Raw genomic sequence first — 7,677 nt, 5'->3', positions numbered from 1 at the left:
TCTGAAGCCTAAATCGAGGGGAGATTTCATAACATTTCAGAACACACTTAAATATAAAGAGTTAGGCGTGTATTAATGAGAATTATGTTACACAACCCCCGAATAAATTCGGGTGTATTCTGAAAAGATTACAATGAATAAATATCAGATGAAATAAATCAGAACAACACCATAATTCATTATGGTGATTAAAGAAATATAGCATGCAAAATTATTAACCGTTTCAACGGTTTATAAAAAAAATTATGAACAAAAAAATAATCCCGATCATTAAATCCTTAATCACTGATTTCCTGTATTGGCTCTATATAATTGGTTGTTTTCGCTATCTTGGTTTTCAGTGGTTTGAATTATCCTTCAAGATTGAAATTCATTTAATTTCTGTTCTGATTTTAACACTTATATCTTATTTCACAGCAAATTCCATCGGCAGAAAAATCTTTTATCCAACCTGTAAAACAAAACAAAATTGGAAAAAATCGCTCTGGGGCTGGCTGATTATTGTTGGAATTTTAATAACAATAATTGTTGGTTGGAATCTGGTCGAGATCAAACCGGTAAAATTCTTCACAAAATTCAGGAATGCCGGAAATATTGTCACCGGGATTTTCAATCCTAACTTTGATATCCTGACCATGAGTCTAACTGCTCTTGCTGAAACGATTTTCCTGGCTTTACTCGCAACAGTTCTGGCTATACCGTTCGCTTTTGTATTCAGTTTTTTTGCTGCCCGGAATTTAATGCCGAAAACTTTCCTGGGAAATGCCATTTATCTAATAACCAGAACGATTTCTACTATATTCCGCTCCATCGAAGCAATTGTCTGGGCTATAATTTTCAGTGTCTGGGTCGGGATCGGACCCTTTGCCGGTATGCTCGCTTTGATGATCCATTCGATTGCAGCCTTAACCAAACTCTATTCCGAACAAATAGAAAATATTGATCCCGGACAGGTGGAAGCGATCAAAGCAACTGGTGCAAGTACACTTCAAATCTGGATCTATGCTGTGATCCCGCAGATAATTTCTCCCTATCTGGCTTTTACGATCTATCGCTGGGACATCAATGTGCGAATGGCAACGATCGTCGGATTTGTCGGTGGTGGTGGGATTGGATTGCTTTTATTACAACAGCAGCAGCTTCTCCGCTGGCACAATGTCGGTTTGATCATCTGGCTGATCGCAGCGGTTGTCTGGATCATGGATATGATCAGCGCTAAGGTGAGAAGCAAATTGATGGAGATTTGATGATAGCCACGAAAAGGCACAAAATACGCATAAGATTAAGCAGGACTTGACTTGCAATGACTGAAAGGAATGTGAGTCGAGGATTGAGACTATTTATAATAGATCCTCCTCGATTTATCTGACCACTCAAGAGTAGTCAAACGAATCAAGTCCAATCAATGACACGAATCAGTAAAACTAAATATTTCGACTCGTTGCTATGCTTACAAGTCGAATGGATGATATATGAAATTCAAAGCAGTAATTTTTGATCTGGATGGAACTCTCATCGATTCCATGGGAATCTGGACGCAGGTCGATGTGGAATTCCTGCAGAGAAGGAACATTTCCGTTCCCGATGACCTTTTCAAAGATATGAAAGAGGGAAATAGTTTTATCGAAGTAGCGGAATATTTCATCCGGAAATTTGATCTTCCTGATTCTCCCCGGGAAATTATGGATGAATGGACGGAAATGGTGGCAGAACATTACCGGAAAGATGTAAAATTAAAACATGGAGCAAAGGAATTTCTTGATTTTCTCAAACAGAATAAGATCAAAATGGGAATTGGAACCAGCAATAATGAATATCTGACCAGGATAGTTCTGGAAGCGAATGGAATTTCCGAATATTTTGAATCGATCGTGATCGGAAAAGAAGAAATCAAAGGTAAACCATTTCCTGATATTTTTCTGAAAGCTGCTGCAGAATTGGATGTTGAACCAAACGATTGTCTGGTGATCGAAGATGTATTAGTCGGTGTTCAAGCTGCAAAAAATGCCGGAATGACCGTTTATGCGATCTATGACGAGTTTTCCGAACCTGATAAAAATGAGATAAAAAGAATTGCTGATCGTTATGTGGGGAATTTCAACCAGATTTGGAAACAGGGAATTTACTCATAGTTCCCAATCCCCGATTGGGAATTCTATATTCTGCAAAACCCCTGTTTTGAATTGATAAAGATTTATTTCATTAGTGTGATTTTTCTCATAGAAAAAGGCTGTTCAATATCTGAACAGCCTTTATATTATTCTTTCAATAATTTAGCAATCCGAGTCCGGCTTTTGACGGATTTTTTACTTTCTTTTTCCGCCCATTTTTTTCTGTCTGCGGTTGAAGTGTTCAACCATTAACGGACTGGCAACAAAGATGGAGGAGTATGTTCCAACAATAACCCCGATAAGCATGGCAAAAGCAAAATCATGAATGACGGTACCACCGAAAATGTATAAACTTAAAACTACAATAAATGTAGTTAAAGAAGTAATTATCGTTCTGTTTAAAGTTTCATTGATACTGTGATTGATCACACTTTCATAAGATTCTCTACGATAGACTTTCAGGTCTTCACGGATCCTGTCGAACACCACGATCGTATCATTGAGAGAATAACCGACGATCATTAAAAGGGCTGCCACGATCGGCAGACTGAATTCTGTTCCGGTTATGGAAAGGATGCCGACAGTGATCAGGATATCATGGAATAGAGCGATAACAGCAGCAACTCCGAAAGTAAATTCAAATCTCCACCAGATATAAAGGATAATTCCCAATAAGGCCCAGAAAATCGCCAGGATCGCTTTTCCTTTGAGTTCTTCTCCAATTTTGGGACCAACTTCTTCCTGTAAACGGATCAGGTTTTCAGGATCAACATTATCAGGAAAGTGTTTCTTGATCACATTAACTATCCTGGCACTGATCTTCTCACCTTCAGTTTCTGTCGCCTTTGTTTTGACGAGGATCAAACTACGATTTTCAGCACTTTTAATATCCTGAATTTCGGCTCCTTCAATGCCTTCTTCTTCCAGAACATCCCGCACATCCTGGATCTCGATAACTTTTCCATTTTCATTGACCGGAGTTATATCTAATTCCAAGGAAACACCGCCGGAAAAATCTATTCCGTATTTTGGTCCTTTATTTATCAACAAGAAAACCAGACCGATAATAATTATCGCTAATGAAATTCCGAAAAATATTTTTCTTCTGCCGATAAAATCTATTTTTGTATCTCTAAAAAATCTCATTTTTCCCCCTAAATGCTCAACTTCGTTCTATTCACATTGGTGACAAAACCATCATAGATCGCCTTCACCAAAACGATAGCAGCGAACATTGAACCGACAATTCCAATGGAAAGTGTAACTGCAAAACCTTTGATCGGTCCTGTTCCAAACTGGTAAAGAACAAGAGCCGTGATCAGGGTTGTTATATTTGCATCCAAAATTGTAATTATTGCCCTGTTGAATCCGGCATCTATCGCGGAACGAACAGTTTTACCCGATCTGAGTTCTTCTCTAATTCTTTCAAAGATGAGAACATTGGCATCGACCGCCATACCGATCGTTAAGATCATACCTGCGATTCCGGGCATGGTTAGAGTTCCTTCCAGCATGGTCATGATGGCAATTATGAAAGCAATATTCACAGCCAGTGCGATATTAGCAAAAACTCCGGACAAACCGTAATAGATCATCATGAAAAGAATAACAATTGCCATTCCGATCAAGGCTGCCATAATTCCGGCTTTGATACTGTCCGAACCAAGAGTCGGACCAACTGTTCTTTCTTCGATGATATTAACCGGAGCAGGAAGATTACCGGCATTAAGAACGATGACCAGGTCCTGAGCCTCTTCGAGAGTGAAAGTTCCGGTAATTTGAGCTTCCCCACCTCTGATCTTTTCATCGATAACAGGAGCGCTGTGCACAACATCATCTAAAACTATTGCCAATCTTTTTTTAACATTCTGACCTGTAACTGTTTCAAATTTTTTCGCTCCTGCTTTGTTGAATTTCAGAGAAATATAAGGTTTTCCGGAAGTTTTTGGATCGTAACCCTGACCGATCTTGACAGTTGCTTTTTCGAGATATTTTCCGCTGAGTTCGGTTCTGTCTAAAAGTATATATAACGGTCGGGGAGCATAGATATCATTCTTATCTTCTTTCCCGATCGCAACTTGGATACCAGCTGGAACATGTTTGCGGAATTCTTCATCTTTTAATAGTTTTTTAAAGACAGCGATATTTTTTTGAGAAATTACTCCCGGCATATCTTCGTGAGTAGTCAAAGAAGTGAAAACATTCTGATATTCTTCTTCATCTTCGGTTTCTTCAACTTCTTCGATATCAGTCGCTGCCGAATCTTCAGCAACTGTTCCTTCTTCGGTTTCCATAATATCAAGGTCTTCGCTTTCGAGAATATCTTCCACCTGTTCAGTTTCTATTATTTCAACTTTCTTCAAATAATCATAATTATCAATATTTTCCTGGAGATATTTATCCAATTTTTCAAATGTCTCTTTTGTCTGGTCGGAATTTGCCATCAATTTAAATTCCAGAAGAGCTGTTTTCCCGATCAGTTCTTTTGCTCGCCCCGGATCTTTCAAACCGGGAAGCTGGATAATTATCCTGTTATCTCCCACTCTCTGAATGGAAGGTTCGGAAACTCCGAACTGGTCGATACGATTACGGATAATTTCCAACGCAGTCTTAACAGCATCTTCTTTTTCTTCGTTGGATAATTTCAATTGAGAATAATCTACTTCCAGGACAATTTGCGATCCACCCTGTAAATCCAGACCTAATTTCAAGCGTTTACTCGTCCAGAAATCAGGCAAATTCGGAACAAGAAGAGGAGCAATAAAATATGCTGTAACCAGGACTACAATTAAAATAATAAGTCCTCTCAATTTCTTATTTTTCATTAAATAAAACTCCTTATCAATATTTTTCGATATCTTATTATTTGTTGTCTTCTGAGGTTTTCTCTTTCTTGGAAGAGAGGATTTCCGGTTAAGGAAATCTTCCGAAGAATCTCATTAATTGCGGAGTTCCTTCGAGAAAAAAGCAAGTCGAATTTCTCAGAATAACAACTTTCAAAATGCAAAACCAAATATAGGCTTCCATTTTTAATTAAAGAAAAATCAAAAAGTTTTTTAGTCCTTCAGCAGTCAAGAATTTTGTCCTAAACTCTTAAATCCGATCTCTTTGTCGTCTGGTTTACCCGGTAATTTGATCTCACCATGTTGATTTTCAAAGTTTTCAATGTTCTTCTCCAGCAGATTTGAAAATTGTTTTGCATGCTGTGGTGTTGTGAAAATCCTGCTTAAAATGCGAGCATCTTTTAATCCCGGAGCGATCCTGCCGAAATCAAGGATAAATTCAGAGGGTGAACTCGTGATCATCACAAAATTGGAATAAATTCCTTCTCCGATCTTTTCATCTAATTTGATGTTTAACTTTTTTTTCTTGTCGTTCATTTTTTATCTCCCTTGTCCTCCATAGCCTTGGCGAAGGAGGATTTTTTCCCGCGAAAAATACGAAATATCACGAATTTTTTTTGCTTTAACTGCTAATATACGCGAATAAACGCTAATAATCAGCAAATATTTTTTTTATCGTTTTACTTATATCTTCCGTACTCTTTAAAATAGCGTTTTCCCAATCATTTGCATCTTTCAAATATGGAAGAAGATATTTAACAAATTTTTTTCTTGCTTCGGAAGTTCTGATCTTATCGAGATTTAGTTTATTGATCGTTGATTTGAATTTATGGAAAGGAATTTTCAACAAATCAGGAAAGGATGCATATTCAAGCATTCTCCTGATAAAATACTCATCGGAAATATTCTCTGTTCCATCCCAGAAATATTTTTTAAGAATTTTTCGCATATTTCAGCAGATCCTTCAACAAATCTTGTACAAAAATTTCAAATTCCTTTTCCGGAATAATCTTTTTCATCATTATTTCTTATTCTTTTTGAGCAATGCCTGCTCCACACAATCCGGGATCAAATCCTTTACATCTCCACCCAACCTGACAACCTGCCGGATCATGGTCGAACTCAAATACAAATATTTATTATGCGGAACAAAAAAAACAGTATCGACATCTTGATAGAGCTCTTTATTCATCAATGCGAGTGAAAGTTCATACTCAAAATCGGAAACTGCCCTTAAACCTCTGATCATGGCAGATGCTTTCAGCTTTTTCGCAAAATTAACGACTAGACCGTCAAATTTCTCAACTTTGACATTGGGCAGATTTTTAGTCGATTCCCGGCATAATTCTACTCTTTCGTCCAGATTGAAAATTGTGTTTTTAGCATTATCATGAGCAACCGCTAATATTACTTCATCAAAGATCTTGATCGCTTTTTTAAGAACATCGATATGACCATTTGTAATAGGATCAAATGTTCCGGGATAGATGGCTATTTTCATTTCTTCCTCTTTTTACCGCAAAGACGCAAAGAATAAGATTAAGAAAACAGGATTTTATTCATATCTCTTTCTTATCTGTGATAATCTGTTCAATCCGTGTTATCCGCGTTCTATATCCTCGATTTCCTTCGGGATATTCTTCGAAAGAATTTGATGTCCGGTCTTTGTGACCAGAATATCATCTTCAATTCTCACTCCGATCTTTTCTTTCGGAATGTAAATTCCCGGTTCGACAGTTATTACATTTCCCGTCTTCAGAATAGAATCTCTTTTCCCGACATCATGAGTATCCAGACCGAGATGATGCGAAACCGAATGCATATAATATTGTCTGTAATCCTTTTCATCCTTGATCAGCTTCAGTTTTTTTAGAGCGACTTTAATGAGTTCGATCGTCTTTTCATTGAGTTCTTTCAAACCTACTCCCGGTTTGACCATCGCGATAATTTTTTTATTGATTTTTAAAACTTCTCCATAAACTGCTTTCTGCCTGGCTGTGAACTTTCCGGAAACCGGAAAAGTTCTTGAAATATCAGCACTGTAGTTATTGCATGCAGCACCAACATCCAATAGGATAAGATCATTTTTCCCGATCATCGAGTTATTGTTTACATAATGTAAAGTAGCAGCATTTTTCCCGGCAGCGATAATGGATTTAAAACCGAGATGTCTCATTCCGCTTCTTGTAATCTCATAATTGAGGATCGCCTCTAATTCATATTCCATCATTCCGCTTTTTGCTTTTTTGAAAATTTCCGAGATCCCTTGGGCAGTAATATCTATCGCTTTCTGGATCTGCTGAATTTCCCATTTATCTTTGATCATTCTTAAAGGTCTAATAATTTCCGTAAAATCCTCGTATGATAATTCCGGAAATCTATCGCGAACAGATTTGATAAATAATTGCTGTTTATTCAAAGGAGAATTCAATCCGGAATGAATACGATTGATAAAGCATTTATGCTTATTGAGAAGATACATTCCGAGCTTCCGTTCAAATTCATCCAGGAAGGAAACCATCTTGATCCCGCTTTTTTCTCTGGCTTTATCAGGAAGCATTTTTTCACCTTCCCACACTACCATTTCCGGGATATTTCTCTCAATAAAAAGGTCGATAACAGGTTTATCTTTAATTTTATAAATAACCAAAACAGCTTCCGGAACCTCTAATCCGGTTAAGTATAAAAAATTATTTTCCTGCTGGAAATATCCTGTATCATGT

Annotated in this window: 8 protein-coding genes; 2 read left to right on the top strand and 6 right to left on the bottom strand. The window is 37.3% G+C overall.

Annotated elements, in window-relative coordinates; all coding sequences use genetic code 11:
* The first annotated feature begins 245 nt into the window (after nt 1–245).
* Both phnE and ENL20_02295 read left to right on the top strand, forming a co-directional pair.
* Nucleotides 246–1,247, top strand: coding sequence for a phosphonate ABC transporter, permease protein PhnE (gene phnE / locus ENL20_02300; GenBank protein ID HHE37386.1), 1,002 nt, complete (start codon nt 246–248; stop codon nt 1,245–1,247).
* Nucleotides 1,248–1,472: 225 nt separating this feature from the next.
* Complete coding sequence (locus ENL20_02295) at nt 1,473–2,132, top strand: HAD family phosphatase (GenBank protein ID HHE37385.1); 660 nt, start codon at nt 1,473–1,475, stop codon at nt 2,130–2,132.
* A 174-nt stretch (nt 2,133–2,306) separates the two neighbouring features.
* Here the strand turns inward: ENL20_02295 and secF are convergent, their stop codons facing one another.
* The 6 genes from secF to ENL20_02265 all read right to left on the bottom strand — a co-directional run.
* A complete protein-coding gene (gene secF / locus ENL20_02290; protein HHE37384.1) occupies nt 2,307–3,257 on the bottom strand; it encodes a protein translocase subunit SecF in 951 nt (316 codons plus the stop codon).
* Nucleotides 3,258–3,265: 8 nt separating this feature from the next.
* Entirely contained in the window at nt 3,266–4,936 is a 1,671-nt protein-coding gene (secD, locus tag ENL20_02285) for a protein translocase subunit SecD (GenBank protein HHE37383.1), read from the bottom strand.
* Between the two features lie 246 nt (nt 4,937–5,182).
* Nucleotides 5,183–5,491 carry a DUF3467 domain-containing protein gene (locus ENL20_02280; protein ID HHE37382.1) on the bottom strand — a complete coding sequence of 103 codons (309 nt, stop codon included), beginning with the start codon at nt 5,489–5,491 and terminating at the stop codon, nt 5,183–5,185.
* 112 nt (nt 5,492–5,603) lie between these two features.
* Nucleotides 5,604–5,903 carry a hypothetical protein gene (locus ENL20_02275; GenBank protein ID HHE37381.1) on the bottom strand — a complete coding sequence of 100 codons (300 nt, stop codon included), beginning with the start codon at nt 5,901–5,903 and terminating at the stop codon, nt 5,604–5,606.
* A gap of 72 nt (nt 5,904–5,975) precedes the next feature.
* Complete coding sequence (locus ENL20_02270; GenBank protein ID HHE37380.1) at nt 5,976–6,455, bottom strand: pantetheine-phosphate adenylyltransferase; 480 nt, start codon at nt 6,453–6,455, stop codon at nt 5,976–5,978.
* Between the two features lie 99 nt (nt 6,456–6,554).
* Nucleotides 6,555–7,677, bottom strand: a 1,123-nt coding sequence (locus tag ENL20_02265; GenBank protein ID HHE37379.1) for an aminopeptidase P family protein, incomplete at its 5' end; no start/stop codon positions are given.

It is taken from the genome of Candidatus Cloacimonadota bacterium (genome assembly GCA_011372345.1).
Classification (GTDB): domain Bacteria; phylum Cloacimonadota; class Cloacimonadia; order Cloacimonadales; family TCS61; genus DRTC01.
The sequence above is the reverse complement of the archived record's forward strand: the minus strand, read 5'-3'. Positions and strand labels throughout refer to the sequence as shown.

What these genes read in the sequence shown, in the direction of transcription:
- ENL20_02280 (HHE37382.1), bottom strand. Translation starts at nt 5,491, where the DNA reads ATGAACGACAAGAAAAAAAAGTTAAACATCAAATTAGATGAAAAGATC.
- secD (HHE37383.1), bottom strand. Translation starts at nt 4,936, where the DNA reads ATGAAAAATAAGAAATTGAGAGGACTTATTATTTTAATTGTAGTCCTG.
- ENL20_02275 (HHE37381.1), bottom strand. Translation starts at nt 5,903, where the DNA reads ATGCGAAAAATTCTTAAAAAATATTTCTGGGATGGAACAGAGAATATT.
- ENL20_02295 (HHE37385.1), top strand. Translation starts at nt 1,473, where the DNA reads ATGAAATTCAAAGCAGTAATTTTTGATCTGGATGGAACTCTCATCGAT.
- secF (HHE37384.1), bottom strand. Translation starts at nt 3,257, where the DNA reads ATGAGATTTTTTAGAGATACAAAAATAGATTTTATCGGCAGAAGAAAA.
- phnE (HHE37386.1), top strand. Translation starts at nt 246, where the DNA reads ATGAACAAAAAAATAATCCCGATCATTAAATCCTTAATCACTGATTTC.
- ENL20_02270 (HHE37380.1), bottom strand. Translation starts at nt 6,455, where the DNA reads ATGAAAATAGCCATCTATCCCGGAACATTTGATCCTATTACAAATGGT.